25 protein-coding genes are annotated in these 26,870 nt (G+C 47.0%); 14 read left to right on the top strand and 11 right to left on the bottom strand.

Features of this window, described 5'->3' with window-relative positions; all coding sequences use genetic code 11:
* Positions 1-89 precede the first annotated feature (89 nt).
* Complete coding sequence (locus tag QL234_RS22610) at positions 90-1,319, top strand: retropepsin-like aspartic protease (protein WP_281560035.1); 1,230 nt, start codon at positions 90-92, stop codon at positions 1,317-1,319.
* A 99-nt stretch (positions 1,320-1,418) separates the two neighbouring features.
* Positions 1,419-1,925: a YgjP-like metallopeptidase domain-containing protein gene (locus tag QL234_RS22605; RefSeq protein ID WP_281560136.1), complete on the top strand. Its 507-nt coding sequence runs from the start codon at positions 1,419-1,421 to the stop codon at positions 1,923-1,925.
* A gap of 8 nt (positions 1,926-1,933) precedes the next feature.
* Here QL234_RS22605 and QL234_RS22600 read toward each other — a convergent pair whose 3' ends face one another.
* Positions 1,934-2,779: an HDOD domain-containing protein gene (locus tag QL234_RS22600; RefSeq protein WP_281560034.1), complete on the bottom strand. Its 846-nt coding sequence runs from the start codon at positions 2,777-2,779 to the stop codon at positions 1,934-1,936.
* Positions 2,780-2,979: 200 nt separating this feature from the next.
* Between QL234_RS22600 and QL234_RS22595 the strand changes: the two genes are divergently transcribed.
* Both QL234_RS22595 and QL234_RS22590 read left to right on the top strand, forming a co-directional pair.
* Positions 2,980-3,534 (top strand): NUDIX hydrolase, encoded by a 555-nt coding sequence (locus QL234_RS22595; RefSeq protein WP_281560033.1) that lies wholly within the window; start codon positions 2,980-2,982, stop codon positions 3,532-3,534.
* Between the two features lie 421 nt (positions 3,535-3,955).
* A complete protein-coding gene (locus tag QL234_RS22590) occupies positions 3,956-5,926 on the top strand; it encodes a methyl-accepting chemotaxis protein (protein WP_281560032.1) in 1,971 nt (656 codons plus the stop codon).
* Positions 5,927-6,255: 329 nt separating this feature from the next.
* Here QL234_RS22590 and QL234_RS22585 read toward each other — a convergent pair whose 3' ends face one another.
* The 3 genes from QL234_RS22585 to QL234_RS22575 form a co-directional block, all read right to left on the bottom strand.
* Positions 6,256-6,477, bottom strand: coding sequence for a hypothetical protein (locus QL234_RS22585; protein ID WP_281560031.1), 222 nt, complete (start codon positions 6,475-6,477; stop codon positions 6,256-6,258).
* A 208-nt stretch (positions 6,478-6,685) separates the two neighbouring features.
* A complete protein-coding gene (locus tag QL234_RS22580; RefSeq protein ID WP_281560030.1) occupies positions 6,686-9,076 on the bottom strand; it encodes a hypothetical protein in 2,391 nt (796 codons plus the stop codon).
* 696 nt (positions 9,077-9,772) lie between these two features.
* On the bottom strand, positions 9,773-10,717 hold the full coding sequence (locus QL234_RS22575; protein ID WP_281560029.1) for a GGDEF domain-containing protein: 945 nt from the start codon (positions 10,715-10,717) through the stop codon (positions 9,773-9,775).
* 248 nt (positions 10,718-10,965) lie between these two features.
* Between QL234_RS22575 and QL234_RS22570 the strand changes: the two genes are divergently transcribed.
* Both QL234_RS22570 and QL234_RS22565 read left to right on the top strand, forming a co-directional pair.
* Positions 10,966-12,453 carry an alkaline phosphatase D family protein gene (locus tag QL234_RS22570; RefSeq protein WP_281560028.1) on the top strand — a complete coding sequence of 496 codons (1,488 nt, stop codon included), beginning with the start codon at positions 10,966-10,968 and terminating at the stop codon, positions 12,451-12,453.
* Between the two features lie 176 nt (positions 12,454-12,629).
* Positions 12,630-12,923: a hypothetical protein gene (locus QL234_RS22565; protein WP_044832102.1), complete on the top strand. Its 294-nt coding sequence runs from the start codon at positions 12,630-12,632 to the stop codon at positions 12,921-12,923.
* Between the two features lie 116 nt (positions 12,924-13,039).
* Here the strand turns inward: QL234_RS22565 and QL234_RS22560 are convergent, their stop codons facing one another.
* Positions 13,040-13,987, bottom strand: coding sequence for a DUF808 domain-containing protein (locus QL234_RS22560; protein WP_281560027.1), 948 nt, complete (start codon positions 13,985-13,987; stop codon positions 13,040-13,042).
* 218 nt (positions 13,988-14,205) lie between these two features.
* Here QL234_RS22560 and QL234_RS22555 point away from each other — a divergent pair, with 218 nt between their 5' ends.
* From QL234_RS22555 to QL234_RS22540, 4 genes are all read left to right on the top strand, one after another.
* Positions 14,206-15,285 carry a M35 family metallo-endopeptidase gene (locus tag QL234_RS22555; RefSeq protein WP_281560026.1) on the top strand — a complete coding sequence of 360 codons (1,080 nt, stop codon included), beginning with the start codon at positions 14,206-14,208 and terminating at the stop codon, positions 15,283-15,285.
* Positions 15,286-15,372: 87 nt separating this feature from the next.
* Positions 15,373-15,915, top strand: coding sequence for a hypothetical protein (locus tag QL234_RS22550; protein ID WP_281560025.1), 543 nt, complete (start codon positions 15,373-15,375; stop codon positions 15,913-15,915).
* 206 nt (positions 15,916-16,121) lie between these two features.
* Positions 16,122-16,778: an NAD(P)H-dependent oxidoreductase gene (locus QL234_RS22545; RefSeq protein ID WP_281560024.1), complete on the top strand. Its 657-nt coding sequence runs from the start codon at positions 16,122-16,124 to the stop codon at positions 16,776-16,778.
* 51 nt (positions 16,779-16,829) lie between these two features.
* Positions 16,830-17,246 carry a VOC family protein gene (locus QL234_RS22540; protein ID WP_281560023.1) on the top strand — a complete coding sequence of 139 codons (417 nt, stop codon included), beginning with the start codon at positions 16,830-16,832 and terminating at the stop codon, positions 17,244-17,246.
* Here the strand turns inward: QL234_RS22540 and QL234_RS22535 are convergent.
* Genes QL234_RS22535 through QL234_RS22525 form a run of 3 tightly spaced genes read right to left on the bottom strand, consistent with a single transcriptional unit; the run spans position 17,243 to position 19,189 of the window.
* Positions 17,243-18,334, bottom strand: coding sequence for a DUF3524 domain-containing protein (locus QL234_RS22535; RefSeq protein WP_281560022.1), 1,092 nt, complete (start codon positions 18,332-18,334; stop codon positions 17,243-17,245). The genes QL234_RS22540 and QL234_RS22535 overlap by 4 nt on opposite strands.
* A gap of 55 nt (positions 18,335-18,389) precedes the next feature.
* Positions 18,390-18,866, bottom strand: coding sequence for a transporter substrate-binding domain-containing protein (locus tag QL234_RS22530; protein ID WP_281560021.1), 477 nt, complete (start codon positions 18,864-18,866; stop codon positions 18,390-18,392).
* Positions 18,863-19,189: a hypothetical protein gene (locus tag QL234_RS22525; protein ID WP_281560020.1), complete on the bottom strand. Its 327-nt coding sequence runs from the start codon at positions 19,187-19,189 to the stop codon at positions 18,863-18,865. The genes QL234_RS22530 and QL234_RS22525 overlap by 4 nt, the downstream gene beginning before the upstream one ends.
* 173 nt (positions 19,190-19,362) lie before the next feature.
* Here QL234_RS22525 and QL234_RS22520 point away from each other — a divergent pair, with 173 nt between their 5' ends.
* From QL234_RS22520 to QL234_RS22510, 3 genes are all read left to right on the top strand, one after another.
* Positions 19,363-21,741 carry a TonB-dependent receptor gene (locus tag QL234_RS22520; protein WP_281560019.1) on the top strand — a complete coding sequence of 793 codons (2,379 nt, stop codon included), beginning with the start codon at positions 19,363-19,365 and terminating at the stop codon, positions 21,739-21,741.
* Positions 21,742-21,947: 206 nt separating this feature from the next.
* Positions 21,948-22,688 carry a hypothetical protein gene (locus QL234_RS22515; RefSeq protein WP_281560018.1) on the top strand — a complete coding sequence of 247 codons (741 nt, stop codon included), beginning with the start codon at positions 21,948-21,950 and terminating at the stop codon, positions 22,686-22,688.
* A gap of 136 nt (positions 22,689-22,824) precedes the next feature.
* Positions 22,825-22,986, top strand: a complete 162-nt coding sequence (locus QL234_RS22510; protein WP_281560017.1) for a hypothetical protein — start codon at positions 22,825-22,827, stop codon at positions 22,984-22,986.
* Between the two features lie 72 nt (positions 22,987-23,058).
* Here the strand turns inward: QL234_RS22510 and QL234_RS22505 are convergent, their stop codons facing one another.
* The 3 genes from QL234_RS22505 to QL234_RS22495 all read right to left on the bottom strand — a co-directional run bounded on the left by QL234_RS22505 (position 23,059) and on the right by QL234_RS22495 (position 24,798).
* Positions 23,059-23,631: a tRNA-(ms[2]io[6]A)-hydroxylase gene (locus tag QL234_RS22505; protein ID WP_281560016.1), complete on the bottom strand. Its 573-nt coding sequence runs from the start codon at positions 23,629-23,631 to the stop codon at positions 23,059-23,061.
* Between the two features lie 93 nt (positions 23,632-23,724).
* Positions 23,725-24,354: a sulfotransferase gene (locus QL234_RS22500; protein ID WP_281560015.1), complete on the bottom strand. Its 630-nt coding sequence runs from the start codon at positions 24,352-24,354 to the stop codon at positions 23,725-23,727.
* A gap of 273 nt (positions 24,355-24,627) precedes the next feature.
* Complete coding sequence (locus QL234_RS22495) at positions 24,628-24,798, bottom strand: DUF3545 family protein (RefSeq protein ID WP_084692641.1); 171 nt, start codon at positions 24,796-24,798, stop codon at positions 24,628-24,630.
* A gap of 271 nt (positions 24,799-25,069) precedes the next feature.
* Here QL234_RS22495 and QL234_RS22490 point away from each other — a divergent pair, with 271 nt between their 5' ends.
* Positions 25,070-26,833, top strand: a complete 1,764-nt coding sequence (locus QL234_RS22490; RefSeq protein ID WP_281560014.1) for a methyl-accepting chemotaxis protein — start codon at positions 25,070-25,072, stop codon at positions 26,831-26,833.
* The last annotated feature ends 37 nt before the right edge of the window (positions 26,834-26,870 follow it).

The raw sequence follows: 26,870 nt of genomic DNA, 5'->3' as shown, positions 1-26,870 counted from the left end.
AACATTGCCGTTGCCAGACTTTTATTTAATCACCCTAAGGTGTATAACAGGAGATCTGAATTAATAAATCCCGGTTTTTTATCAAGGTAATGCGATACTTTTTACTATTACTGCTGAGCATGTCGCTTGCCCTTAACGGCTATTTTTATCTGAAACTGCAAGCACTGACATCCGGTGACAGCAGCTTTTTCTCTTTAGCTAAAATTTCTCATGAAAAACAACCGCTTGCAGGAAGCAATCAAGTCACAAAAACATCCCCTGGCCCGATCGAAACAGAACGCCTGAGGAAAAGCGCTTCAGATAACGGGGCAATTATTGACGGCGAGGCCATCACCGCACTGCTGGCACAAATAAAGGCCCTGGTGCAAAGTGAGGCCTATTATGATGCCCTGGCCCTGTTCGTCGACCTCAACCAGGAATATCCGGCTCAGGCTTTGCCGGTCAGGGAAGGCTGGTTAACCTATATCGACAACCTGCTCACGGCAAAACGTTTCGGCGCCGCAGAATTATTCCTGCAGGCTTATTTACATGCTTATCCCGATGATATTGCATTTTTATCCCTGCGGGTGGACTTTTTCCAGGCAAAGCGGCAAACGGAGCAGGCCATCGAACACGCCTATGATCTGCTTTACCATATCCTGGATTACCAGCAAAAACTTGATTATTTAAATGCCGCCCGCGAGCGGGTTAAGCAAGAGAGTAAAATATTGCTGCAACGCCAGGCCTGGCAGGCACTGGCGCAGCTGTGCCAGCAGGTATTGGCTTTAGATCCTGAATTTTACGATATCCAGCTGCTGCTGGCACGGGCCGAATACGAGCAGGACTTTCTGGTGGCCGCAGAAAGCAATGCCCGCCCCCTGCTCGACTTGCCGCAACTGGCATCCCGGGCACAATCCCTGCTGGATAAAATCGACGCTGCTTATATCGAGCCCAGCCGCATCCCGTTAGTACAGGAAGGGCAGCATTATATCGTCCGGGGGCTGATCAACCAGGACCACCCTGTGTCCCTGATGCTGGATACAGGTGCCAGTATCTCCCTGCTTTCACAAGACACTTTTGAACAGCTGGGGCTTGAAGCACAGGCCCGCTTTATCGAAACTATCCGCCTCAATACCGCCGGCGGTGTGGTCAACTCCAGCCTTTACCAGGTCTCCAGCTTTGAAATCAGCGGCTATGTCCTCAACGATATGCACTTTGCCGTCAGCCCCTATTTTTCATCACAGCACGACGGTTTGTTAGGCATGAATTACCTGGGCCGTTTTAATTTTTATATCGACCAGGGGGATAAGTCCCTCAAGCTGGAACAAAAAAGTCCTTAACCGGGGTTAAGCGAAGCCCTTAGCCAGGTTATGACAAAACAGCCTCAGGCAGGTACAATAGCGACTTTTGTTTCTTCACTGCCAACCTTATTTAGCTTTATGACCAAACCGTTAACATATCTTGCAGCCTACGCACCGGAATTAAAAGATCAGGTCCAGCAAATGCTTGACCAAAATACCCTGGCAGATTTTCTTCGCACTAAATACCCCGATTGCCATCCCTTTACCCGGGATCATGAATTACGGGATTATGTGCAAACCCTAAAAGCACGGCATATGAAAAAATCAGCATCGCTGAGTAAAGTGATTTACGACAATAAAATACACGTGATTAATAATGCCCTGGGACTGCACACCTATGTCTCCCGGGTCCAGGGAGGAAAGTTAAAAAGTAAAAATGAAATCCGCATCAGCTCGGTTTTTAAAAAGTCGCCGGAAGCTTTTTTAAAGATGATAGTGGTACATGAACTTGCCCACCTGAAAGAAAAAGCCCATAACAAGGCCTTTTACCAGTTATGCCAGCATATGCTCAGCAATTACCACCAGCTGGAGCTGGATATGCGTTTGTACCTGACGGAGCTGGAAATAAACGGTGAAGTATATTAACCGGGTCCTTACTCAGTTTTTTTTAACTTTAATGCCGCCAGGATACTTAAACCTTCAAGATTACAAAAGTTTACCGCCTCATCAAGCTCCGCCATACTGATATCCAGATCTTGTAAGATATGTACGCCGACAAAGTGTTTTTTTGAGTACATCCCGGGATGGGAGTTAAGCAAAGCCAGACGCGAGGCCACATATAACAAGGAAGCCGCGGGGGATCTTTCTTCGCCATAGGCCAGGTGAAAATCCCGGATCGGTGCAATCAGGGATTCCGGCAACTGCCATAAGCTCAGGAGCTCAACACTGCAGTCGGCATAGCTAAAGCCAAAAGCATCTTGCTGACGCTGCCAGGGGGTTTCGTTTTTATCATATTGCTGGCAATATTTGACCTTTTCGACATCGCTTTGCAAAATGGCCAGTTCGCCTATGTTATGCAGCAAACCGGAAACAAATAAACCCTTCCCCCCTTTAATACGTTTTTTCTCTGCCAGGTATTTGCAAATCAGCGCACAATCAACACTGATCTCCCAAAACCTGTCCAAATCGATGACGCTGGAGTCGACACAGGAAAAAGCCGCCGTTGCCCCATAGGTATTTACCAGGTTATGGACTTCTTCCGTGCCCAATATACTGATGGCTTTAGAGATGCTGTCCACTTCCCGGGGGAAGTTAAATAAGGCACTGTTGGCAATTTTCAGCAAGGTGGCACTCAGGGCAGGATCTAAAGCCAGGACATCGGCAATGGCCGACAAGGAAGATTGCTCATCCTCGATGATTTCTTTAAGCCGTAAATAAACATCGGGCAAAACGCATAAGGCCTCGGCTTTTTGTGCATACTCCAGTGCAGACATCGACATATTCTTTTTCTCCTTCAAGCTTCTAAAAAGTGTTGCATAAAAAGGAATAAATTCAACTATGTCCCTGAACTTCCAGGGCCCGGCAAGTATAACAGTGTAAAAAATTTCCCCGGCCCCGGTTAATCCCTGCCCCTATCCCGGGTATAATGGCCGGCTTTTTTTATGCGCCACCTTTTAATAACAGACCGGAAGCCGATTTTATGCGCCCGTTAAGAACCACCATACATCCTGATTTAAGCCCGGAGCAAACCAGCAACGGACGCATTTTCTTTCGCCGGGCCGCACGCGGTATCATCTTGGATAATGACAATATCTTATTGCTTTACACCGAAAAATATCAGGATTATACCTTACCCGGCGGCGGCATAGACGAAGGCGAAAGCCTGCATCAGGGCCTGATCCGCGAACTGCAGGAAGAAACCGGCGCCACCAATATCCGTAATATCAGGGACTTTGGCTTATACCGGGAGTACCGCCCCTGGTATAAAGACGAATATGATGCCTTGCATATGGAGTCTTATTGTTACCTGTGCGATATAGATAAAGAGCTTGGGGAAGCCCGGCTGGAAGATTACGAACAAAATAACGGTATGAGCGCAGTGTGGGTAAATATTTACCAGGCCATTGCCCATAATGAAAAAATCCTGGCCAAGGGCAATAAAAAGGCAATGTCGGTGGAACGGGAAACCTATTTATTAAAGCTGATCGCCCGTGAATTGCTCGAAACAGAAACCAAAGCTGTCAGCCAGGGATAATCACCGGCATATACACCTATAAACAGAGTCAGGGGCAGCTAAATGGTCCCTGTCCATAATACTCCAGATAAATTTACTCTAAAGAGAAGGAGTTAAATATTTTCTAGCGACTCCCCTCTCTAAACAGTAAAGGTTCACTCCCTCTGCTATCTCTTTATCCTGCCCGGCGTCATAAAGCGCTCAAGATGATTAAAATTGCGCCTCACAGCCCTTTTCGACAGCCTCCTTAAAAGTTAACTTTCAGATAAAAAATAATGATAAAAACTTTGTTATTGGTTCAACAAAGTATTTCAATTAAGTTAAACAAAAGAAACAAGATTATGCATTTTCGCGCAAATTATTGATTATTATGGGTAGAATTAACGAAATTAAGCTTCTATGATGAGGAAGTGTTATTTCGTAGTAATCGCAGGAGAGCTTAATGCTAACGATTCGCAACAAATTAATATCCGCCTTTTTAATCATAGCGCTATTGCCAGTGTTAATAGTGGCTACCATCACCTCACATAATGTTATCGGCCAGGCCGAATCCGATTTTATCCAAACCAGCAGCGCAGATATTGCCATTGTCGATCAGTCGTTCACCAACTTTTTTGATATTGTCAGTTATAACGTCTCTTTTTTGGCCGACAGCACAATTGTCCGCGCCACTGAAAAAGGGGAAATCAGCACTTATTTTGATCAAGCACGTAAGCCTTCACAGGTAGCCATGGCCAATGGCGGACGGGAGCAGGCAATTTTCGAATTATTCAGCGCCGTCGGCAATAACAACCCGACCTTAGGTTATGTCTATATGGGGGCTAAGGACGGTCAATACCTGGAATGGCCCGGTACCGCTGATTATGAAAACTGGGACCCCCGCACCGAACCCTGGTTTGATCTTGGCAAAGCTGGAAATTTCCAAGTCCAGCGTATTGACGGTTATTACTGGGAGCCGGATGATGCCGTCTATGTCTCGGTATTAAAAGCTTTTAAAAATGAACAGGAGCAATTTGAAGGGGTAGTGGCGATAGATGTTTCTGTCAAAGCCCTGACAGAGATGGTGCAAAAAATAAAATTTGGCGATACCGGTTTTATCATGATAGTCGAAGGACGCGGCAATATCTTAGTCGATGCCAGCAAGCCGGAAAATACCTTCAAGGCCCTGAGCGAGCTTGACGACCCTTACCTTAAAACCATAGCCGCTACCGACTCCGGCGCCGTGGAAGTCGATATAGACGGCGTGACCTATATGGCCAATATCGTCAAATCAGACACCCTGGGGTGGAAGTTTATCGGCTTTAAACAAACGGATGAAATCTTCTCCTCTGCCTCGCAACTGATCTGGGTGACTGTGATTGTCAGCAGTTTGTTGATCGCCCTGTTTATCGTGATCGGTATTTGGTTTGCCAAACATATTGTCGACCCCATCAATGCAGTAAAAGGTGAATTAAAGACCCTGGCGGAAGGGGAAGGCGATCTCACCACCCGCTTGAATATCAAAGGTAAAGATGAAACCAGCCAACTGGCGACTTGGTTTAATCAATTTATCTCCACCACCCAGGCCATGATCCGTGAAATTAAGCACGACGCCGAGAAAATCAATAATATCTCCGGCAGTGCCAGCGAAAGCGCGGTTAAAGTGGCAGATTCCTCCAATCAACAGATGATAGCCATTGAACAGGTGGTCACCGCAGTCACAGAAATGGCATCAACGGCTAACGAAGTGGCCAAGAACTGCGCCGACACCGCAGACGTTTCCCAGCAAGGCCTGGAAGCTTCCCAGAACGGCAAGCAAGTCATGAATACCAGTATAAACAGCGTCAAACAGCTCGGTGAAAGTATCCGCACCTCAAACCAGGTGATCCAGGAGCTGGAGCAGGAAACCGAGAATATCAATAACATCCTGGTCACGATTCAGGGCATAGCCGAGCAAACCAACTTGCTGGCCTTAAATGCCGCCATCGAGGCGGCCCGTGCCGGCGAGCAGGGCCGGGGTTTTGCCGTAGTTGCCGATGAAGTCAGGAACCTGGCCAAACGCACCCAGGACTCCACCGGCGAGATCAATAATATCTTAGGGCAATTGACCGAACGTACCAAAACGGTCTCTACCAATATGGAAACCAGTTTGAATCAGTCTCACGAAGCCATTGCCATATCGGAAGAAGTGCGCACCGTATTTGATAGTATCGAAAACTCAGTCCAGGAAATCCGGGATATGACCACCCAGATCGCCAGCGCCGCCGAAGAGCAGCACCAGGTCACCGAAGACATTAACGTTAATGTCGTGGCCATCAATGATGCCGCCTCCGATATGTCGGCGCTATCAAGTGAAGTAGAAAGTAATGCCAGAGAGCAGGCGGAGTTAGGAGAGAATCTTTCAGCCCTGGTGTCAAACTTCAAAACAAATTAATCCTGGCATCTATGACATCACCATGCCTTCATATCTATGCGGGCATGGCATCTAGTTTACCCTGATCGCCATGCTTTCATGTCCATATGATCATGACATACCGCTCGTCCTGATCGCCATTCATTCATGTCCATATGATCATGGCATACCGCTCGTCCTGATCGCCATTCACTCATGTCCATATGATCATGGCATACCGCTCGCCCTGATCGCCATTCACTCATGTCCATATGATCATGGCATACCGCTCGTCCTGAGCATAAAAAAAGCCGTAACACCTGCGGGATGTTACGGCGGGGATCATTATCACTATTTACTTAATGATTTCCTTATTCTTCCTCTGAAGCTTCCGTTTTTTCTTCAGTTTCTTGTTTATTTTCCGGTTGGTGGCCTTCCCCACCACAACCGCCGCAACAACCCATACGACTCCCCCTCTTATAAGGATTAAATAAAAATATGTTTACTGACTCAGTCATTAAATAATACCCGAGTAATTTACTCAGGTTTTTGATCATGATCAAATGAATATATTTAATACAGATATTAGCCATTTTACTTTCAACCCCGAACAGGAAAACCCTTCCCCCAATAAAGACCATACATGAAGTGTGGGTAACTGCTTACTTCTGATATGCTTTTCACTCACTTTTTTCATCGGAAAACAAGCCATATCGTGCGCCTGAAAGTAGAATACCGACCATAAAAAAAAGGCACCCGAAGGTGCCTTTTTGGCCTAACCTACCACTGCTTGTTGAGAGGTTATGGCAGGTTCGCTTGCTCCAGGACTTTAGTATCCCAGTCGTCCGGCAGTTCAATCATATAAACCGAACGCTTGTCGCCCGCATTCCCCCAGTTTGAAGACCAGTAGATGCGGTTACCTTCCTGGTTAATCGCCGCCGGGGCTTCATCCCGGTATTCGCCGTCATAAGCGTTATATGCGGGGGAGATACGCCAGATCACCGGGTTCTCTTCTTCGGGTTTGGTTTGAATCATCATAAACTGGTTAGCCGCCCACAGACTGTCGTCTTTAGAATAAGTGTTCATAAACAACCAACCGGGCTTGCTTTGTGGCATCTTGCCGTAATGGAAACTCATGGCCCAGCCAAAATCGGCATGGCTGGCTATTTCGATACGGTTATCATAGCCGGCATTTTCACCTTCAACATAGATGGCATCAAGACGGTCGGTACGGTTATTCTGGCTGATAAACATCTCCCGACCATTTTCGTCAAAAGACCAGCCGGAATGGGTTTCACTGATTGAGATTTTAACCGGCGCCTGGCGATTAAAGTCAAAATCTACCGGCCACAGATGGGCGCCGTCAAACCAGGTACCGATATAATTGACAGCGCTTCCGCCATAGGCGGCATCATCCCACTTATAACCGGTGTGGATAACAATGCCTGTGCCTAAAGGAGACATTTCCACCATATTCGGACGGTATGTAAAAATCGGGGTCTCAGCGCCCTCGGCCTTAGTGGCTTCGATATCTAAGTTGGTACCCGCCAAATCAGCGGGTGTTAAGGTATGCACAGTATCGGTTGACACTTGATAGTGTACAAAGGCATCCACTAAGTAGGTATATGAACCAAACTCGTTCTGACCGTAATGTACCGCCATCCAGGCCCAGTGATCACTGTCATTAGAGCTGTCACCTTCAACATCATTGTAAATCTTAAGGGAATTAGGGAATAACTCGCTAAAGTCTCTGATCATCACCCGGGTATTTTCCTGATCCCGGACATCGTCAATTTTCCAGAACTGCATGCCCTTGATGTAATAGATACGGTAAGGGTGGTTGCCTGAGGTATCCCAGCGTATTTCGTGGTTTTCACCTATGGTAGTGCCGTCCTGATGGTTAAGGTTGGCAACCACTTCACTGGTGGTGCGGTTAATCACTTTACTTGAGGTTGAATTGCTGCCGAACACCAACAGCAAGTCACCGGCAGAGTTTTCCGGAGAATAACGGGAATAGACGATTAAGGCATCTTCAACACCATCACCGGCTAAACGGGTGATCCTGGCGCCCGTGGTTGGGTCGACAATAGACTCGCCGATAGCCGGCGCTTCAGTGCCAAAGTCTGGGGTGATCACTTCTTTGCCCAGGACAAAGCTACCGTCAGTGCCACCATCTGTGCCACCGCCGGTACCGCCATCTGTGCCGCCGTCAGTACCACCATCTGTGCCGCCGTCAGTACCGCCACCTGTGCCGCCGCCGGTACCGCCATCTGAGCCGCCGGTATCTTGTACCGAGAAAATAAAGGTATGCAGATTATCGCTGATATTATCGGAGCTATCGCTGCATTTGATATACAATTGGCTCGGCTGCTCATCAGCATTCAACGCATAAGTATGCATAAGGTCGCCGCCGGATGCCTGCATGCTAATATCCATCGCGGCAAATACATCGCCACTGTCAATATCGGCTTTACAGTTCGCCGCTTCATCGGTTTCTATGGTCAAGGTAATCACACGACTGTCATCTTCTAATAAAGTCGTTTGCTGAATCGCCTGTCTGCTTCTGGGAGCACTTAAATCTGCAATACCATAGGTCACTACTAACATGGGACGATACTCAGCCATTTCATAATTAGAGTTGGCGGTAATATTTTGAATATTGCCATTAGGGTTACTATGAAATAGCGCCCAGCCCTGGTTAACACAAGTACCTTGCTGTATGCATTGCAAATCTGCAGTCACATCAACTTCATAGCGGGTGCCGACAAGATCGGTTACTTGAGGCGTAAAAAAAGGAGATTGATCCAGGTCTTTCAACACCCCCTGAAAATAATCGGCATTGAGATCTTCCGGAGAATCCGGGTCTGACAAGCGCCACTTGACATCGGTGCCGGCAGAATCATCCCGGGACTCACTATTGGCGCCGGCGCGAAAGCCATAACCAACTTTCCAGCCGGTGGCATAAGCCTGACCTAAATTATCGGGATCCAGGATTTGTCTGACATATATCTCGGAGGCCACATAAACACCTCCTCCGACACGGGTAAAAATTAATTTGGCAGAAGAAATATCACTTTTCTGGCTGATATCGCCTAAGTCGAAATGCTCCAGGTTATAATAGCGGTTAGCGCCGTCATACCTGAAATAATGAGATTCTCTGGTAGAGTTCTGTGCTCTGGAACCACTGAACATCGTAGATGTAGCCCCGTTAAAACCGTTAGCTCCCTGCTGATATGTAACTATTTCTACAGCAGCAACATTGAAACTAAGAAACAACATAATACATAGCGACAACGCTGAAGAAATTTTCCTAAACATAATGACCTCTCAACAAACATTAATGTTTTTTATGTCAACCTAAGCACTAAGCACCTCAATGTAAAAAGTACAGGTTAACCTACATCCTTTTATTTACTGCCTGGATAAATCTTTACCATCGCACCTCTCTATTCTGTCGTGCCGGTTATCAGTGGGTTGCCATTCTAATGAAAGCAAAAACACAAAACCACACCTGTACAAAAAATAACCAACCCGATTTTAGTTGCATATTGCAAACAAATACGCCAGGACAACTTTTACAAAATAAAAAGAATAAGTTAGCAACGGCGGTAAAAATTCAAAAATCTTTTCCGGTATAAAAAAACACCAAAAACCCGAGCCAGAGTAAGAGATTTCGCACAACAATAAGGGGTAATCCACTGATCACACCATAACTAAGCAATAAAGAATATCATCCCTAAAAACATATCAGGGTGATATAAAAAGAATAAGCGGCAGGCGAGAAGAAAAACTAAACCGGTAAATTAAGCATCTAACCGATAAAGTATGATTTGTGTTATTGCACCAAGGGCAATAATGGATACAGGCCCTTATATTAAGCGTTAAGGTTTAACCATAATGGTGGCAAATTTTCTTACGACTTTGTACCTGAGCCACGGCAGATAGCGCAATAACTTGTCCGCCGCCATGTTCACAGGCTTGGCCAAGAGCCTTGTCGGCTCTTTGTACACAGGTATCTAAGGACTCCCCGAGCTCTATTTGCACAGCTCCTAAACTCAAGGTTATCGCAATTGGCTTGCTCTGGTAGCAAAAGCCGGCGGCTAGCATCGCCTGGCAAATTTTTTGCCCGACGATTTCACCTCCCTCCAACCCGGTCTCGGGCAATAAAATAATGAATTCTTTGCCTGCCCAGCGGGCTAATATATCTCCGCTGCGCAGGCGCTGCTTTAATACGCGGGCAACTTCCGCCAGCACATAATCACCGCAGGCAAAGCCATAATCTTCATTAATACCGTGAAAGTTATCGATTTCAGCCCTGAGCACGGAAAAATGATGCTGACTGCGATAGAAACGTTCAAATTCCTTTTCCGCCTGCACGATAAACTGACGGCGATTACAGGTGTTGGTCAAAACATCGACACAGGCGAGTTTTTCCAGTTTCAGGTTTGCCTGTTTAAGGGCTTGTGTGCGCTCCTGTACTAAACGAGCCAATAATTGGGCATGGTTATACAAGTGCTTAATACGCCAGCGAGACCATAAAGCCAACAATAAAGCGATAATAAACACCAGGGTTAAGATTGCAGCCTCCCCCGGCAGCCGGCTAAGCACTTTTTCATCGGCATTGTTATCGCTGTCAAAGCTCCCGGCTTGATATTGCATTTGCTCGGCATTAACAGTGTTTAGCGGCAAAGTTTTCCCGGCAAAGGAGTTGGCAGCAGGGAGCTGCTGTTGCTCAAAGGCATATACTTGCCCGAAAGCCAATAAGGAGCATATAAAACTAAGAGATAAAATGAGCGAACGGGCAGGATGTGTTAACTGCTTTGCTTTTTTCATGGAATCCTCTGCACAGCTCTTTCCAAGAGCTACTATCTGGCTAAGTAATCCGTTAACAAATTACACTATGCAATAAAAAGTAAATAACATAGGTGAACAAAAAGCAAACAAGCTCAAAAGCCTTTGCAGCAGATTATTTACAAAGACTCCCGGGCACAGGCGCTTATATAGCGACAACAGCCTTGTTTATAAAACAAAAACAAGATAGCCTGCGGCAATAAATAACAAATAATAATTTAAGGAAGATTTTGTCTGAAATAATATTTGGTCCCTTGCTTGGCCTGGAAAACGACCAGCTATACAGCTTTTGTGTCTTAACCCGAAGCGGTTCACCACTACAGCTTAAAATTGCAGACAAGTTATATCCGGCAAAATGCCTGGCCCAGACCCCTTCGGGTTTTTTCTGGCGGGCCGAGGTCGACATTGCGGTCACGGACACTAGCCAGCAGCTGAGTTATAGCTGGCACAATGCTGACGGACCGGCCTTATCCACACAGTATGCTGTTTCCAGCTGGGCTTTTACCGTCCCCGGCAGCAGTGAAGCTGTGAATATCGCGTATGCCAGCTGCAACGGCTTTCACCACCCCAGGGATAAAGACAAAGAAAAACTCGATTATGCCTTATGGCATAAAATGCACCTTGAACAAAAGCAGCAGCCCTATCATTTGCTGATCATGGGCGGGGATCAAATTTATGCCGATGAATTACCTATGTCCCCTTCGGCGCCCCATTTAAACCTCTGGTTTAAATCATCAAAAAAACAAAAAATACAAACCTTTGACAGCCCGCAAATCCATCAGGAGCTGGAGCAGCTGTTTGAGCGCCAGTACTTTAATACCTGGGGACAAACGGATATTGCCGCCATGCTGGCATCAATACCTAGCATTATGATGTGGGATGATCATGATATCATCGACGGCTGGGGCTCATACCCTGAACAAAAGCAGCAATGCCCGGTTTTTCAGGCGATTTTTCACTGGGCAAATATTTATTTTCGCTTATTCCAGTTACGGGGCATGCAAGAGCTGCTGCTAAACGACAAGCATCATGCCAGCTATTGTGTCCTCTTTCGCCGTCAGCTTATTGTCGCCATGGACAACCGCAGTGAACGGCAAATAAAACGCATTATGAATAAAGATCACTGGCAGCTTATCCATGACAAAGTCGAACAACTGAGATCAGACGCCGACAATATTTTGTTGCTCAGCGCCGTGCCTGTGGTTTATCCCGACTTTGAACGGATAGAGCAATTCATCGGTTTTATCCCTTATGCTAGGCAATGGCAGGATGATATTCGCGATCATTGGCGTGCCAGCGGCCACAGAAAAGAAAGGGCACAAATGATCCGCTGGTTATTGTCTGAGCCGATGCAGAGCTTTAAGCAAAGGTTTATTCTCTCGGGAGATGTCCATGTCGGCGGCTTCGGTCAGCTTTGCCGTAATAAAAAGCAGAAAAAAGCCGGAAAAGATCCACTGAACTGGTATCAGGTGATCAGCTCCGGCATAGTCAACTATCCGCCAAAAAGCTGGGCCTGGCCGATTTTACGCTTTTTTATGGACAGCGGCAGGGAGCATAAAAAAGGCCAGGGGGGCTGGTTCTGCCGGTTGTTCCGCCTTGGTAATAAAGACAAATTGTTAAGGGAACGCAATTACCTGCAGTTGCAAATACAAGAAAACACCAGCTTGTTATCCTGGAAAACCGAAAAAAGTGATATTAAGCGCACGATCAAAGAATAAAACGCTATCAACTCACCGTTAAAGCGCTAGGGCTTAATTTTTTAAGCCCGATAAAAATAGTTGGAATGAAAAATGCTTGGTTATAGATGTTTTCTGGTGCAGCAATAAATTGACAGAGCTGAAATAACACCGGACTCACTTAACACTATGACGACAAGATAAATCGAGGTGCTATTATGCTTATTATCAGCGGTTCAGCCGAATACATGGCAGAGAATGAAAAGTTTACTAAAGGTGACAGACACATCATCACTTTGTTTTTGCAAAACGGTGAACTTGAAGACAACCTGGATAACATTGAGAATTTTCTCGTGAATTTAGGTTGGGATGAAATCCTAATTGAACAAACAGAATGGGTCGCCGATAACTCGACCATTGAACACAGCATTCTTCAGCAGGCCTATGCCAAAGCTGAAACTCAGGGAATATCCCTGGTGGCTTTTAATGAACCTATGGCCTGCGCAGCCTAACTAACGATTGGCAGTGGTCTTAGCGGTTCACAGCAATGCCCCTATCAGAAGGTAAGCAAGCGTGTTATTTTCTGATAGAGGCATCGGCTGCATAGCTGGCTACAGGGCCAACTTCGCTAATTTTTAACCTTATTCCAGCCCTTACTGGCTATTGATATCATCAGCAATACCAGACCACCGGCAATAAGGCCGACTATTCCTTCAAAAAGAATTGGCAATACCGCGCTTGAAAAACTCCCCAGGGTCACGGCCAGCTGCTCTACCAAAGCAGTGATCTGCTCACTCAGGGCATGGAAGCTATGCACTAATATGCCTCCCCCCACTAAAAACATGGCAATGGTACCGACTATGGTTAACATCTTCATCATATTAGGGGCAAAGATCAATAAACTGCGGCCCGCTATACGTTGCAGGGAGTTAAAGGAACCGGAGACCGACTTTCTCAGCAAATACAAGCCCAAATCATCTATTTTGACGATCAGCGCCACCAGGCCATAAACCCCGACGGTGATCGCGATGGCCAGTGCCGACAACACCATCAGCTGCATCTCAAAAGTTTGCTCCTGCAGCGTACCCAAAACAATAACAACAATTTCCGCCGATAGCACAAAGTCTGTCCTGATAGCGCCGCGGATTTTCTCCCGCTCCATCGCCACCAGATCTGTGTCATCATCTGCCAGCGACTGCAATTTTTCCTGATGGGCCAGGGCCTCGGCCGCACTTTCCTTATGAAACAGCTTTTCAAAAACTTTTTCGAAGCCCTCAAAGCACAGAAATAAACCGCCAAGTACCAGTAAAACCGTGATCAGCGGCGGATAAAAGGCGCTGATCAGCAAGGCCGCCGGCACCAAAATCAGTTTATTGAGAAATGAGCCTTTAGCCACCGCCCAGACAACCGGCAATTCACGATCGGCTTTTACTCCCGACGCCTGCTCGGCATTTAATGCCAGATCATCCCCTAAAACACCCGCTGTTTTTTTCGCCGCCACTTTCGAAAGCGCCGCAATGTCATCTAATACCGCGGCAATATCATCGATTAATGCCAGTAAACTCGAACCTGCCAAGTTGTTTTCCTTATATTTTTTGCCCTTACGGGTCTGTAAATTTAGCTCAATAATACCTAAATTTTGCTCTTTTTGTCGCTTTTTGTTGAAAATCTGTCGCAAGACTACGAGAAAAACCGCCATTTGCAACCAGACTTAAACAGTCGGTCAGGAGACTGATAAATAAAGGAATTATTAAAATAACCATAAGTTGTTACCATAACAATAAGGACAAACCTATGAAATATCTTTCAACCCTCGCCCTATCGGGCCTTTCACTGTTTGCTTTGCAGGTAAATGCCGCCCAGCTCGATGCCGTCGTGGATATTCAAAGCAGTGCCGCCGGCAATGTCAGCGCCACCTTAACCATCACCAATAACGGCCAGGCGACAGAAAAAATCCTCAGCTGGTATACTGATTTAGAAGAAGAAAAGATCTTCCATGTGCTCAGAGACGGGGTAGAAGTTGAATTTATGGGGCCCCACTATAAACGTCATGCCCCGACAGAAAAGGACTTTATCAAGTTAAAATCCGGCCAGTCCCTTAGCCGCAGTTTTGAACTGACCTCCCTGTATGACATGAGCGAAGCGGGTAACTATGAAATCAGTTACGATGTCAGCTCGCTGCATCTGTTTAGCAACGATCAGCCGACAACCCAGGATAACGGCATCAACAAGGTGCAAAGTGCCAACATTGAGCGCCTCGCTTCCGATGCCTCATACCTGTGGTTGGACGGCGTGCAATCCAAAGGCTTGGCTAAGGTCAGTAAAAAGCCAGGCGGCGGCACCGAATGCATCGACGGCACCTGTTTTAGCGGTCGCTGCAGCAACAGTGAAAAAAACAGTATTTTCAGCGCACTTGACGCCGCCGATCAAATGGCTAACGACGCCGTTGCCTACCTGAACTCTCATTCCGCCAGTAATACTTCGGCCCGGTATGAAACCTGGTTCGGTGAAGCCACCAACAGCCGCTACAATACCGCGGCAAGTAACTTTGACGCCATTAATGACGCCATAGACAACGAGTCCATCACTTTTGACTGCAGCTGCAACCAGTCTTACTTTGCCTATGTCTATCCTAACCAGCCCTACAAAGTTTACCTGTGCCGGGCATTTTGGAGCGCCCGTGAAACAGGTACAGATTCACGTGCGGGCACCATCATCCATGAGCTGAGTCATTTTAATGTTGTCGCCGGCACAGATGATGTGGTTTACGGCCAATCCGGTGCGAAAAGCCTGGCGATTTCCAACCCGAACCAGGCATTAAACAATGCCGACAGCCATGAATATTTTGCGGAGAATACCCCGTACCAGAATTAGTCGTTAATTCACTATAATATAAGGCTTACCGGCAAAGCACGAGATGCGCTGCCGGTAAGCTTTTTGACCTTAGGTTTAACTTACCTTATGACAACAACAAAATTAACCTGGCTGCTGATCTTCGGGATATTCCTGGTACTTGCCTATCTTTTTTCTACCGGGCAGATACCGGTTAACCGGGTGATTGCAGAAACCATGACCACGAACAAAAAAGTACCTTTTCAGTGCCGGCTCTCCCTTGCCGACAAGCAAGTGCTTGAAGCAGGCGTGTGGATAAACTTTACCATCAGCAATACCAGCGATCAGGATTTAGAACTCTTATCCTGGTATACCCCGTTTGAAGGTTTTATGGGCGAGCTGTTTGTGATTAAAGATGCCGAAGGAAAAACCTTAAATTACCAGGGACCTAAGGTAAAACGCCTGACTCCCCAGCCATCGGACTTTATTTCCATATCAGCCCATAGCGAACTCGATACCGAGCTTGATTTAACCTTGGTATATCCCTTGTCAACAGGCAGTTATTCCATCAGCTTAAAGCCAAGACGACTGGAATATAAAGCCCGGGTTAACGATGCTGACTTACTTCCCTTTAACTGCTCGGCACAGGAGTTAACATTTAACATCCGTTAAACCAGGCAGACCATAGCCCTGGCTCCCCCACACTAAGTGCAGCTAAAGGCATGTAAACACGGCCTTTAGTTGCCTGCTACCTCAGTATCCCATCTTATCAATCCCCGTATTCCCAGCCATTAAGTAAACCTTTAAGTTTATTTACCTTTACTTTTATATGCAAACACTTTACTTTATATATATTGGTAAACAAAAGGTTTGTAAAAATGAAATTACTTATCGTCAGCGGCAGCCAGATAACTCCCTCTCAAAGTGCAAAAGTCGCCGATTACCTGAATCAGGTAGCCACACAGTTCAGCGAAACACAACATATCGAATTATGTCGCTACCACTTGCCTTTCTGGGATGGCGAACAGGAAAGTAAAAACGATGAAAACAGCAGCTGGCCCCTGCTCAGCGCCAGGATCAGGGAAGCCGATGCACTGATCCTGATCACCCCGGAATGGGGAGGTATGGCGACACCGATATTGAAAAACTTCTTATTGATGTGTGATATGCAGGAAGTTGCCCATAAACCTGTGCTGCTGGTTTCTGTGGTCAACGGCATCAGCGGTGCTTACCCGATAACCGAATTAAGAATGAATGCCTTAAAAAATAATAAACTGGTGGCAGTGCCCGATCATTTGATCATTCGCAATGTCGAACAAGTGCTTAATGACAAGCAATCGCAGCAGAGCAAACTTAAGGTAACAGCCACCTCCTTTGAGGCCGAACAAACAGCAAGGCGGGACTTGGCCCTTAAAGAGCGCATCAACTACAGCTTGTTTATGTTATATCAGTACAGCCAGGCATTATCCTCCATACGGCGCCAGCACCTGCACAGCCCCTATCCAAAACAACAGGAATACCGATACGGCATGTAAAGTACTGCCGACACCTTATACCGCACTAAAACAAGACCCGGAGGACTCACCATGTTACATCTTGAACATATAAATTTAGTGGTTACCGATATCCCTAAAGCCCTGAGCTTTTATCAGGCCGCTTTTCCCCATTGGCGAGTGCGCGGCGGCGGTGAAGGCAGCTGGTCCGGCAAGCCCAGAAACTGGCTGCACTTTGGCGATGACTACCAATATATCTGCTTTAATGACGACGGCACAGGGGAAAACCGCGATCTGAGCGGACATCAGGTTGGCCTGGCGCATTTTGCTTTTGTCAGCCAAAACCTTGATGCTGTGATCAGACGGTTACAGCAGGCCGGATTTGAAATAGATAAACCCGGCGCAGAAGATAGCTATCGCAAAAATGTCTATTTCAAAGACCCCGACGGCTTTGAAGTTGAATTTGTCGAATATCTCAGCGACCTGCCCGGGCAAAGAAACCGCTATTAACCGCGCCCGGCAGCCAAGGTTAGCAGCTGACGATAAGCCCCTTGTTGCTCAGACCAGCAAAATTGCCCGACCGATGGCGCTCGCGGCAACGCTTGCTGTGCTTTAAGACCTGCCAGGGCGGCCAGGCGCTCTGCCAGGTTAGCCACCTCATTGCCTTGCTCAGAGTAGCAAAATTCCCCTGAAAAAAGCTCCGGATAAGCCAGCCGGTCCGGCACCACAGGCACACAACCGGCAGCGACGCCTTCAAGTACGGCAATGCCCTGAAAATCATGCAGCGCCGTGGACAAAACCACATCCGAGTTTTGCAATAAGCTATTATATGCCTGGCGGCTGTCCACATAACCCCAGGTGGCTATCAGCTCCCAACAGTCCTTTTTCAGTTGCTCAAATACCGGCGGGATATAACGAAATTGCTGGCCAACCAGGTGAAACTGCACCTGAACGTTTTGCTGCTTAAGGGCCAACATCACCCGGTGTAACAACTCGGGCCCCTTATCGTACTCCCAGCGGTGATTCCAGATAACTTGCAAAGGGCCGCTTCGGCTTTCACCTTTTGTTAGCGCGGTATCTAAAACAGGCACAGGCAAAACCCTGGTTTTGCTCGCCAGCAGCTCAATTAACCCCGGCGGCACCCGGTCCGGCAACTTTTTCAATAAGGCGTCGGCGCCGTTAAAGAAGGTCTCTTTATTGTAGCGGGTATTAAAAACCACAAAGTCCGCGGCCAATGCGCTGTACAGGCTTAATACCTTAGGTTCAACCGAAGAAAACTCTTTGCCGGAAAGCGGGTAGGCAAACTGGTTTTCATGGAAATAAACAATCGACGGCACCCCGGCAAGGGCAGGCACCAGGCCTTTGAGGGCGGACAAATCCGTCATGGAAGTGGCAAGCAATAAATCATAGGGCTGCTCAAGGCATTCTCGCTCACTAAAAGCCCAGCTCAGGCTGTTGCCCCTGACCCGCCAGGAAAAAAAACGCCCCGGCAAGGTGAGTACCGTCCAGTCATATTCGGGAAACTGAGCTACCAGGCCTTTACGCCAATATTGATGACTTACCGCATCATAGGCTGATAATAACAGGATGCGCATCATGCCTTCCAACAAAGAATAAAGCGCTTATGGTAATGCAATTAAGCCTCAAACTCTATTAGCGAAACTCACTTAGCCGGTAGTCCATATGCCTGCCCATCTGCGCACAGCCGCGTAAATAGCGGCTGACGATTTTCTGGTACAGCCCGGTATCCCTCAGGCGCTGCAAGCCAAAATTAAAATCATCCCGCAGGGTTTTATCTTTAAAGACCGTTTGCGTCGGGCTGTCAACTTCCATGGCACTGATTGACGACAACTCGTGAAAGGTCACCCCTGCGCCGGTGTTGACATAATTAATGCTATTTCGCCAATAATAAAAAATACTGCGATCAAGCACTATCAAGTCAACCCGCTGTTTAAAAAGCAGCGCTACCTGGCTTTCCTGGTTGGCCATCTCCTGATATAAGGGGTTGGCTTTATGCAGCCAGCCTAGGTCCGGAAAGATTTTACTGGCATCCTGAAAAGCCAGCACCCGCTTGTCTTTTAAGTCCGCCATCGCCTCAATGGTAAAGTCCTGCTGCTTTAAAGAAATCAATGAGGTGCTAAAACGTGTGGTGATTTGCGAATAAAATAATCGCCAACCACCTTTTGCCCCTCGACCATAGCCACGGCATCAACTCCGGCATCTTTAAGCACCACAGACATACGGGCAAAAGGAATATATTTAACGACCAGTTTATGGCCTCGAAAAGCCAGGGCATGGGCAACAATCTCCGGGCTGATGCCGCTGTCATCCCCCTGGTTCACCCAGGGAGGGATATGCTCAGGGAAAGCCACCACCACTTCTTTGGCGCCGGCAATCAGGCTAAAAAAATAAAAAAGAAAGGCATAACTATTAACAGAAAAATTCAATGTCATAGCGGACAAAAAATCACCGAATAATAATTATCAGCATAGCGCTATTCCTGCATCAGGCAACTCCACGCACAAAGACCTTCCGGCTTAGTTCGAGTATTAATCCAAATACCACTAAACTGATATTAGCTGTGATTTACGCAAAACTGAGTCAGGCCAAAATGATAAAGCTATTTATGTTAACTTATCTTTATTTGATGATTAGCTTTATTCTTTTCTCTTGCTTATATGCCCCTTATGGCAACTCCTCTTCCCTGTCCTTCGCCGAAAGCCAAGCGCCAGAGGCCAGTATACATCATCAGAAAAATGAGGCCTCCGCTTTAGAAACCATTACCGTCACGGCGCAAAAGCAGGAGCAAAACCTGTTGGAGGTACCGCTTGCCATTACCTTGCTTAACCGGGAGCAAATCGATACCGCTTATGCCGCCAATGTCGAACAGCTGCAATCCCTGGTGCCCAGCCTGAGCTTCAGAAAAGGCAATACCACCCGCAATTCCGCTTTAACCTTAAGGGGCATAGGCACCATTTCTTTCAGTATTGCCGCCGAGCCCAGCGTATCTACGGTCGTTGATGGTGTCGTGCTCGGCCGCTCGGGCCAGGCTTTTTCCGGTTTATATGACATCGAGCGCATCGAAGTATTGAGAGGGCCGCAAGGGACCTTGTTCGGGAAAAATGCTTCCGCCGGCGTGGTCAATATCCTTACCCGGGAACCCGATGATGAATTTACGGCTTCGATAACCACCAGCTATTTTCAGCAGGACGAATACCGGGTCAATGCCCGCTTGTCCGGCCCGTTAAGCGACAGTCTTTCCGGCAGTTTAAGCCTGCTGCGTGCAGGGTTTGACGGTCACCTGAATAATGTTTATACCCGGGAGCGGGCCGACGGCTATAACCACCTGGGCGCCCGCGCTGTTTTGCGATATCAGGATGACAAACATCGCCGGGAGCTGAAATTTATCTTTGAGTACTTTGACGCCGACGATACTTGCTGTACCGACATCGAAGGCTTGCCAAGCGGTTTCAATACTGGCTCCGAGGCAGCTCCCGACAGCCGGGGCATTGTTGATGGTGTTGCCGACATCGACCTTGGACAGCGTAAAATAGATCATGACTTTACCACTAAAACTTTGGATAAAACCTCGGCGCTGTCATTTCATTTTCAGCAAGATTACGCAAAGCATCACTTTCATGCCATTTCCGCCTATCGGCGCTGGGAAAACACCGAAATTCGCGAAGGAGATTTTTCCTCAACCGGGGGGAAAACGGCGCAGCCGGTGGACTTCTCCTCGGTGTTTTATCAAATGCACGATATTGGCCCGCAACAGTGGCAGCAATTCTCACAGGAATTCAGGCTAAGCTCAGTCAATCACGACCCGGACAATAACGGCAATAGCTACCAGCTCGGGGCATTTTTCTGGTATCAGGATGTAGATCGCAACTTTACCCGTTTCGCCAGCTGCCAGAACGATAAGGGGCAAAATCAGGACATTTTACAGCAAAACCCCAATCTCACCTGCCTGGCCACAGAAATAGTCGATGCCAGAGCCGACATGGACAGTAAATTCATCAACTATGCTCTCTATGGCGGCGGAGAATATTTGCTGCGCGAGAACCTGCCTTTATTGTATGGCCTGCGTTTTGGCCATGACAAGATTTCCTATCACCACAAACGGGTCAATAACGATCCCTGGGGCAGGGCCGGGGTTGGTGTCCAGGGACGCAGCAGTGATACCCGGCTTAGCGGCGAAACCCGTGATAACAAGCTGTCAATAAAACTCGGCGCCCGTTATCGCTTATCCGGCTCCAGCCAAATTTATGGTCACTGGAGCCAGGGCTACAAAGGACCCGGCTTTAATGTTTATTACAACATGAAACCAACGGAAACCGGTGTTATCGATGCCGAACAGTCGGATGCTTTTGAACTCGGCTTTAAGTACAACAACAACCATTTGCTGTTAACATCGGCATTATTCTATAGCCGGTTTACCGGCTTCCAGGCCAATAATTTTGACTGCAGCACCGGGGTTTGCATCACCCGGCTCACCAATGCCGGAGATGTCTCCACCCGGGGAATTGAAGCGGATTTTTTCTGGCAAGCCGGCGATAATCTGGAGTTCTATGGCGGAGTTTCCCTGGTACAAGCCCGAATCGATAAATTTAACTGCCCTTTGGGGCAAGCATGTAGTGCCAGATCCGGCTTAGAAGTGCCCTTTTCTCCCGATCGCAAATACTCAATTGCCGCCAATTATTATCTTGCCACCGAAGGGGTCCAGATCAAAATCAATACCAGCTATAGTTATACCGATGAGCAATATGCCGAATTACCCGACAATGAAGGCATATTTGCCCCCGCCTCCTTGCTGCCGTCTTATGGCCTTTGGAATGCCGCCATTGAATTTTCTTTTGCCGATGATAAATACCGGCTGTCCCTGATTGGCAAAAACTTAGCCGATAACAGCTACACTAACACTTATAGCGGTAGTGGTTTCAGATATAAAATTCCCCGTAATGCCGACCGCTATTTTGGACTTTCATTACAAGTCAACTTTGAGTGATAACAACGGCTATTTTTTAAAAGAGTAAATCACAGGAAAAGATGTTCGCTATCAATAAAGATTCCCTCACATCGAAAAAAAGCCCCCCATGGTTAGGGTTAATTTTCACTTTGTCATGCCTGCTCCCCCAGTTGTTTCAAGCTGCATTTGCCAAAGAAACCCAGTCAGTTGCGGCACATGCAAATACAACTCAAAAAAGCATCACCTTGATCATCTCCAGTCGCAATGACGCAAACGTCGCATTTTATAGTGATTTATTACAACAAGCCCTGGCCCTGAACGGTTACCAGGCCAAAATAGACTTTATCGGTAACTTAAGTTATTTGCGGCAAGTCAATTACCTCAAACATGGCAAAATAGACTTAATCTGGCGGCTGGGAACCCATGAAAGAGATTTGGCCTTTAAACGGGTGGATGTCGGCCTGACCAACGGCATGATCGGCCAGCGCATCTTCCTGATCCCCAAAGGGGATCAATGGAAATTTGATCGTATCAATAACCTTGCTGATTTTATCAAACATAAACTGACCGGAGGTTTTGGTGAAAAGTGGTTTGATATTGAAATCTGGAAATACAACCAACTGCCTTATGTGGAGATCCCGGGGGATAACAATAAGATTTACCCCATGCTCGCCAGTAAAAGGCGCAATATTGACTATTTATCACGGGGCATGAATGAAGTTATCGGGGATGCCAAACTATATCCGGATCTTGAGATTGAACAAAGGTTATTATTTATTTATCAACGAGATATATATTTTTATCTGGGACCGTCAGCAATACAGTATCACTCGATACTGGAGCACAGCTTACGGCTGGCAGAAAAAACAGGACTGATCAAAACCTTGATACACAAACACTGGGGTAATATCGATAACCTTTTACAACTGGATCAACGGCAAAGAATACATCTGCAAATGCCTCCCGGCGATCTGCTGACAAAATAAATTACGAGACTCAGAGAAAATAACTCCTTAAACACAGCTGTTCATTATTTAAACGATTGACAAGTAAAAATGTTAACTATATGTTATATGTGCACCTGATTCAGGGCATTTACAACATTAATAAAAAGGACGTATTATGAAAATTAAACTGAATAAGCAAAAAATCAAAAACCTGTCTAAAGATGAACAAGCTTTACCTCAAGAGATGACCCCTCAAGTGGCCGGCGGCGGTATCACGGGTTACCCAAGACCCTGGCCTTCAGAAACAGGCAACCGCTATTATGCCTGTGAATGCTAAATCAGCTTTAGGGTAAATATGAATATCAAGGGATTAGCCGTTAATCCCTTGATGCAAGCCGACAGAAAAGTATTAATGCAATGCCGCCCTAAAAGGCAGTTTTTCACAAATCCTCGCTTCTTCCACTAAAATTTCTTCCAGTCGAAGGTCCACTTCCGCTTTGTCAAAATATTCATAGGCAAGCTCAACGAACAGGTTTTTGTGTTTCTCTTCTGACTTGGCAATGGTCACATAAAAATCTTTTTCTTTACCCTCAGGCAGGGCTTCCGCCACTAAAGAAAAACGCTCATGCCCCCGGGCTTCAATCACCGCGGCCACCAGCAAACGATCCATCAGGAAAACTTCACGGCCATTACGGAAAACCTTACGTATCTCTTTAACATAAGTGTCTTTTTTATCATCCGCCAAATCGACATTTCTTGCCAGCAGGATTTTCACCACTTGTTTAAAATGGATCATTTCTTCTAATGCCAAATCTGTCATCGCCTTCACCAGGCTTCTTCTGTCGGGATAATGGGAAAGCATAGACATGGCCATACCCGAAGCTTTTTTCTCGGCGGCGGCGTGATCCTGCAAGAAGGCATCAAAATCCGCTAATACGGCTTCGGTCCAGGAAAAAGGGGTATGATATTTTAATTCAAACATAAGACTACAAATACAGCAAAAGAAGCGATTTTACCCGCGATAAGGCCCATAAAGGAAGGGAAATTTTTTCTTTAAATATCCCTTCCCCCTTGCTTAGGCCACTTTATCTATTTTCCCAGCCTGGGTAGCCTCAACTTTAAGGGGATGGCGGATTTTGTTCCAGGCAGTCACCTTACCGCCGATATTAATACGGTCAAAGCCCTGCTCGATATCTTCGCCCGGGACAATATTTAAAAATGCTAACAACCGGGAAAAACTCTCTGTTTCGGCAACATCCAGCGTCAGCAAGTCCTGCTCCCTGCCCCGGAAATATTCGACAATATCTTGTTGGTGGCGCTGATAACAGCCCAGCAAAAAGTCATCCCGGTCAAGGTTTTCCTGCGTTAACGGCTCAAACACCCGGTTATAGCAACGCTTTAGCGTCGGATTAAAACCGCCGTCGCTGCGCTGTAAATTGACATACATACGTTTGAGTAACTGGCGGATGGAAGGCAGCCATAACTCTGGATCACGCGTTAAATAAATAAACTTAGCCCCGGGATAATCAAGATCCAGCTGCCGGTAATCGCAAAAAACCGGGGTATCGGCAATCACCTGTGCCTGCGTCATCGCCTCGCGGGTATAGGCGGTATGGGCGGTTTTAAACCCCAGGTTTAACATCGCCAGGCAAACACTGGTGGTGGCGGTTCTCGGCAAACCGATAATAAAAATTTTATCTTGCATCACGTCACAACATCTCTAACGGGAAAAGGCATAAGTAAGGCGCTATAAAAGCACGCGGTCAGGACACGCTTTCACAGCAACAAATGAATTTGGCAACCTGGGGTAGTCAGTACTACGGGGCGTAAATCATTTTCAAAACGGGGGAGATTCTACCCCGGGGGACAGATATTTACCAGCACCTGCTGCATCCGGGGAATACCGGTTTGATGGCAAAAAACGAGGGACATTGAGCAGGGGCTTGACTGAGTTTCAGTAACCCCCCTGCTCCGGCAACTATAAAGCTTCGTGATAAAATTCCGCCAACTCCCTGCGCAAGCGCTGTTTTTCTTTTATCGCTTCAATTTCACGCCATTTCCTTTTACGGGTTTTATTATTTTTTTTCTGCTCGGTTAACGATTCATCACCGTAAATATCGTCGAATTCTTCCCAGTTATTGAATTTCATTATCTTTCCTCACCTGTGCAAGATAAAGCCACTGTAAATAGCCAATATGACAGTATTGTTATCTTAATATGACATTTACATGAACTGACACCGCTGTTAATCCTGCCCGCAAAAGGGTGAAAAAACACGGGCAAAACCAGGTTATGACCCGGGTTAAAAAACCATAAATTCACAGGGTTAAGTGGCCTGAGAAAGCCAGATTCGCAGGATTTAACGACATCTTCTACAATTAGCCATTACTACCGGCGGATGTCAGCCATGGGTATTGGTCATGTTATCACCGAGCATCAAGCAAAAATTTCAATTGCTATCGGGTTTAGTTGTTATCACCATCTGCTCTCTCGGTTGGCTGAGCCAGCATACCGCCACCAGCATTCACCGGCTCGGCGAAATAAAAACCCAGGTAGTGCGCATCGAAAACAGCATGTTAATGCTGCGCCGCCATGAAAAAGACTTTCTCGCACGAAAGGCATTGAAATACCACACCCGCTTTACTGATAGCCTGGAAACCCTCAATACCCAGCTGGGAGACCTGATTTCCGAATTAAGCGCCAATAATATGGAAACCGATCAAGCCAAGCAGATCAGCCGTTTTATTCAAGAGTATAACAAGCACTTTAACGCCCTGGTCTCGGTTCAGCAAAAAATTGGTTTACACGCCAAAGATGGCTTGTACGGCAACTTACGGGACGCCGTGCATCAGGCTGAAAAAGCCATCAATACCTTAGAAGATCAGGCTTTACTCGCCGGCATGCTAACCTTGCGGCGCCATGAAAAAGACTTTCTGCTACGGCTCGATGGCAAATATGCCGATAAACTGACAAACGCCAGCCAAACCTTGCTTGCCCAAATAACCAACAGCCGCCATAAAAAGCAAAGCAAACAAGTATTAGCACAATATATCAACAGCTATCAGCAACACTTTAACGCCTTATTTATCGCCAGTAAAAACAAAGGGCTCGACAGTAACTCCGGCATACTGGGTCAAATGCGCGACACAGTACATAAAACCGAAGGCCTGCTGCAACGCCTGAGCCGGGACAGTGAACAGGCACTGTTAACAAAAGAGCATGCCCTGTTCAGGCTCAACCTGTTGCTGTCTCTGCTGTTATTTACCGCGATAGTAACCATGATCTTTTTTATTGCCCGCTCTATTACCCGCCCGGTGGCGCAAATGTTGACGGCGGTTGATGATTTACGTGATGGCGACGGCGATCTCACCTACCGCCTGCCAGACTTTGGCCGGGATGAGATAGGAAAAACCGCCCGCTCGATAAACGGCTTTATTGAGAAAATCCAGGGGGTATTAGCCGAAATTCTTGAAACCGCCCAGGCCATGAAAAATGCTTCCCAGGAAGTCAGTATCACCGCCCAGACCCTAAGCCAGAACTCTTCAAGCCTGGCTATCAGTGTCGAACAAACCAGCTCATCACTGGAGCAGATGAATACCACCATCACGCAAAATACCGGCAATGCCAGGCTTACCAACACCACGGCAACAGAAGCTGCCCAGCAGGCAAATAAAGGTGAAACCGCGATGCAGGAAACCTTATCCGCCATGAAAAGCATTACCGATAAAATCGCCTTAATCGAAGACATCGCTTACAAAACCAATTTACTGGCATTAAATGCCGCCATAGAAGCCGCCCGGGCCGGCAGCCATGGCAGGGGATTTGCTGTTGTGGCGGAAGAAGTGCGGAAACTGGCGGAGCGCAGTCAAAGCTCAGCCCAGGAGATTAGAAAGCTGGCCGGCAGCAGTGCTGAAGTGGCGGAAAATGCCGGCAAGTTGATCAGCGACAGCATACCCAATATTCAAAAAACCGCCGACCTGGTGGTGGAAATCACCTCGGCCTCGGAAGAACAAACCAGCGGCGCCCACCAAATCAGTTTAGCCATGGATCAGGTTAACAACAGCTCACAACAAACCGCCTCGGCTTCGGAAGAACTTGCCAGTACCGCCGAAGAAATGTCGGCCCAGGTCAACAGCCTGGTAGCGTCAATCGCCTTTTTTAAGCTGGACGAGAACCAGGACTGAGCCCTTTTTATGGCAGGCCTTAACCTGACTTGGATAG

Source organism: Thalassomonas sp. RHCl1, from assembly GCF_947387555.1.
Taxonomy (GTDB): domain Bacteria; phylum Pseudomonadota; class Gammaproteobacteria; order Enterobacterales; family Alteromonadaceae; genus Thalassomonas.
This window is presented reverse-complemented; position numbering and strand designations above follow the sequence as displayed.

Bases quoted from the DNA above. Each gene is read 5' to 3' on its own strand.
- QL234_RS22550 (WP_281560025.1), top strand. From the start codon at position 15,373: ATGACAACAACAAAATTAACCTGGCTGCTGATCTTCGGGATATTCCTG.
- QL234_RS22505 (WP_281560016.1), bottom strand. From the start codon at position 23,631: ATGTTTGAATTAAAATATCATACCCCTTTTTCCTGGACCGAAGCCGTA.
- QL234_RS22555 (WP_281560026.1), top strand. From the start codon at position 14,206: ATGAAATATCTTTCAACCCTCGCCCTATCGGGCCTTTCACTGTTTGCT.
- QL234_RS22575 (WP_281560029.1), bottom strand. From the start codon at position 10,717: ATGAAAAAAGCAAAGCAGTTAACACATCCTGCCCGTTCGCTCATTTTA.
- QL234_RS22565 (WP_044832102.1), top strand. From the start codon at position 12,630: ATGCTTATTATCAGCGGTTCAGCCGAATACATGGCAGAGAATGAAAAG.
- QL234_RS22545 (WP_281560024.1), top strand. From the start codon at position 16,122: ATGAAATTACTTATCGTCAGCGGCAGCCAGATAACTCCCTCTCAAAGT.
- QL234_RS22600 (WP_281560034.1), bottom strand. From the start codon at position 2,779: ATGTCGATGTCTGCACTGGAGTATGCACAAAAAGCCGAGGCCTTATGC.
- QL234_RS22520 (WP_281560019.1), top strand. From the start codon at position 19,363: ATGTTAACTTATCTTTATTTGATGATTAGCTTTATTCTTTTCTCTTGC.
- QL234_RS22580 (WP_281560030.1), bottom strand. From the start codon at position 9,076: ATGTTCAGTGGTTCCAGAGCACAGAACTCTACCAGAGAATCTCATTAT.
- QL234_RS22595 (WP_281560033.1), top strand. From the start codon at position 2,980: ATGCGCCCGTTAAGAACCACCATACATCCTGATTTAAGCCCGGAGCAA.
- QL234_RS22490 (WP_281560014.1), top strand. From the start codon at position 25,070: ATGTTATCACCGAGCATCAAGCAAAAATTTCAATTGCTATCGGGTTTA.
- QL234_RS22525 (WP_281560020.1), bottom strand. From the start codon at position 19,189: ATGACATTGAATTTTTCTGTTAATAGTTATGCCTTTCTTTTTTATTTT.
- QL234_RS22605 (WP_281560136.1), top strand. From the start codon at position 1,419: ATGACCAAACCGTTAACATATCTTGCAGCCTACGCACCGGAATTAAAA.
- QL234_RS22510 (WP_281560017.1), top strand. From the start codon at position 22,825: ATGAAAATTAAACTGAATAAGCAAAAAATCAAAAACCTGTCTAAAGAT.
- QL234_RS22585 (WP_281560031.1), bottom strand. From the start codon at position 6,477: ATGGCTAATATCTGTATTAAATATATTCATTTGATCATGATCAAAAAC.
- QL234_RS22610 (WP_281560035.1), top strand. From the start codon at position 90: ATGCGATACTTTTTACTATTACTGCTGAGCATGTCGCTTGCCCTTAAC.
- QL234_RS22500 (WP_281560015.1), bottom strand. From the start codon at position 24,354: ATGCAAGATAAAATTTTTATTATCGGTTTGCCGAGAACCGCCACCACC.
- QL234_RS22495 (WP_084692641.1), bottom strand. From the start codon at position 24,798: ATGAAATTCAATAACTGGGAAGAATTCGACGATATTTACGGTGATGAA.
- QL234_RS22535 (WP_281560022.1), bottom strand. From the start codon at position 18,334: ATGATGCGCATCCTGTTATTATCAGCCTATGATGCGGTAAGTCATCAA.
- QL234_RS22590 (WP_281560032.1), top strand. From the start codon at position 3,956: ATGCTAACGATTCGCAACAAATTAATATCCGCCTTTTTAATCATAGCG.
- QL234_RS22540 (WP_281560023.1), top strand. From the start codon at position 16,830: ATGTTACATCTTGAACATATAAATTTAGTGGTTACCGATATCCCTAAA.